Consider the following 2,551-nt stretch of genomic DNA (forward strand, 5'->3'; position numbering starts at 1 on the left):
TGCTTTTGGGTTGCCCATACTAACTGTAGTCTATCCATGTGAAAAGCGCTATAAACTTATATACCAATTTATTTTTTCTATCAATAGTTATAGGGCATGGGTTATACGTTCTTTTAGTTGACAAGCTGCAATTAACTAAGAGATTAAAAGCTTATCTCCTGGCATCGGTTTTGGGATTTTTAATATTTTTACCTTGGATAATAGCCATAGTTAGCGATTATGAAGATACGGCATTTATCTCTAAAACTACACCTTTTTTAACTTTGGTGACCAGATGGTTTATCAATTTAGGTTTTACTTTTATAGATATTCAGATTGGCACTTCAGAAAAATTATTTGATGTCAGAAATGTAGCTTTGGATAATTATACTCTACTTAGCTTAAATACAGTCTGGCCTTACTTACTGGCATTAATTTTAATCTTAATCCTATACTCAATTTATTTTATCTGTAAGCATCAGCCAAAAGAAGTATAGCAATGAGCGCTGGTATATTTACAAATTGCAGGATTTGCCCAATAGCTAAAAGTCTTATGTTATCGGCAATTTATTCCCTCTGTTGCCTGTTGCCAGATGAGCTGTTGCCTGTTGCCTGCGCACAGCGCTATAAGTTTGTTGATATTAACTTTCATATTAATTACTCCAATAAATATGGGAATTTCCGATTTAATGTCAGGGGGGCAACGTTCTAGTATTGCTCGTTATTTGATTCCTAGTTACTTAGGAATTTATTTATGTATCGCTTACTTACTGACAAATAAATTAACCAACTTTACTTATCCACTTCAACAGAAATTTTGGCAAATAGTAACAGTTTTTCTCATCTCAGCCGGAATAATTTCCTGTGGAATTAGTTCTCAAGCAGAAACTTGGTGGCATAAATATAGTAGTTATTATGACCCTCAAGTAGCAAAAATCATTAACCAAACAAACAACCCACTTGTAATTAGTAATCATTCTCTGAGATTAACTTCTCTCAGCTATTTGCTTAACCCTAAAATTAAACTTCAATTAGTAGAAGCAGAAGCGGATGATCTACCTGAAATTTCCGATAATTTTACCGATATATTTATATTTCACCCCAAAGATAGTTTTATTTCTCAATTAAACACATAAGAGAATTATCAGCTCAAATTAATTCACAACTTCGTCGAACTCTGGAAATTAGTTAAAAATAAATAATCAAGATTTTGCTAAATGCTGGAAATAAAAAAAAACGCTCTATTTCAGAAACAAGAAAATCATAATTTTTAGCATTAGCAGCAATAATCAAAAATACCGAAGCGTAATAGCCAATTAGCAGGTCAAAAACCCAAAAGCTACAGCAGAGCAATTTCTCAAAATCTGATTCTCAATCTATATAAACTAGCTTCGATGACTCCAGAGGAATCACCGAATGCAGTGTTTAATTTATTCTATCCATAGGCTTAAAAGGTCATCGAAACCATCTCTAACTTATGGACCTAGAATTCATCAGTTGACACCAACATTAAATCATCTGTCACCTTGGAAATCTTTCAATTACTTTTCAGAATACGAGTTATTTACTACTACAAAACTTTTTCTTTCTACATAGTCCAGCTAATGCAGATACTCCTGCAAAAGTCCAGAAAGATGTTAAAGGTTCTGGAACGCGACCACGAACTTCTTTACCAACCTCAATCATATCAAATCGGGCATCAATTTCTGCCGGGCCAGCAATATCCAACTGAATTGCACCAACATTAGTTAAATCTGCTGTGCCATTTGCATTAAAGTCATCAAAGAGAAAAGTTGCGGTTTCTGGAGTTGTGATTGAGGAGGCAAAGGTCTGTGAAAGACTTGAAACACCGCCAACAAGGTCATAGATAGTAAAGTTCAACTCCAAACCAGGAAGGTCAGCTGAGAGGATTTCTACCAAGATACGATCTAGAGGCCAAACACCACCAGTTAGGTCTATTCCTCCCAAACCCATAGTATCTACTACTGTGGGATCGTCATCTCCATCCCAAACTATAGTTCCAGACCCGGTAGTACCTACATTATTACTAAAAGTAAGCGCTCCTCCAGTTGCTTGGAGACGAGTTTCCAGAAAACTATCAGCATCTCCCATAGCTTCCATATCCCTAAACCCACCAATAATAGAACCATCTGGTCCCTCTTGGCTGCTACTAGGTACAAACATGGGAACATCAAGAAGTCCAACATCTTGCTCTACGCTAAAATCGTCGATTAAAATTGGAGCTGCTTGAGCACTACCTGCCCCTAATACAGCGGTGGCTGCCAATAAGCTAAAAATATATTTTTGATGTGTCTTCATAGAAATTATCCTCCCAAATAACTTTGACTACAGATTTACAAATTTAATAGAAAAGTTGATTAGCTTGAGCTATAGCTTATAGTTCTCAGTACTTAATGCGTTGTTAAGCAAAAGCTTGAACTATAAAGTGATTAGTAACCTATTTAATACGAACTTACACAGAATATACTTAATCAGGGTACTGGTTTGAGCAGTTCCAGATAAATACAACACAACTCTGTATAAGTGCTTATTACAAATCATAACTCTAAGC

Annotated in this window: 3 protein-coding genes; 2 read left to right on the top strand and 1 reads right to left on the bottom strand. The window is 35.5% G+C overall.

All coding sequences use genetic code 11. The annotated features are described in order from the left end of the window. The first annotated feature begins 38 nt into the window (after positions 1–38). Together AC3DU7_RS30960 and AC3DU7_RS30965 are read left to right on the top strand one after the other, a co-directional pair. Positions 39–476 carry a hypothetical protein gene (locus AC3DU7_RS30960; RefSeq protein ID WP_488043071.1) on the top strand — a complete coding sequence of 146 codons (438 nt, stop codon included), beginning with the start codon at positions 39–41 and terminating at the stop codon, positions 474–476. Between the two features lie 174 nt (positions 477–650). Further along, positions 651–1,115 carry a hypothetical protein gene (locus AC3DU7_RS30965; RefSeq protein ID WP_488043072.1) on the top strand — a complete coding sequence of 155 codons (465 nt, stop codon included), beginning with the start codon at positions 651–653 and terminating at the stop codon, positions 1,113–1,115. A gap of 424 nt (positions 1,116–1,539) precedes the next feature. Here the strand turns inward: AC3DU7_RS30965 and AC3DU7_RS30970 are convergent, their stop codons facing one another. Continuing rightward, on the bottom strand, positions 1,540–2,298 hold the full coding sequence (locus tag AC3DU7_RS30970; protein ID WP_488043073.1) for a hypothetical protein: 759 nt from the start codon (positions 2,296–2,298) through the stop codon (positions 1,540–1,542). Positions 2,299–2,551 lie beyond the last annotated feature (253 nt).

This window comes from Okeania sp. (assembly GCF_983059655.1).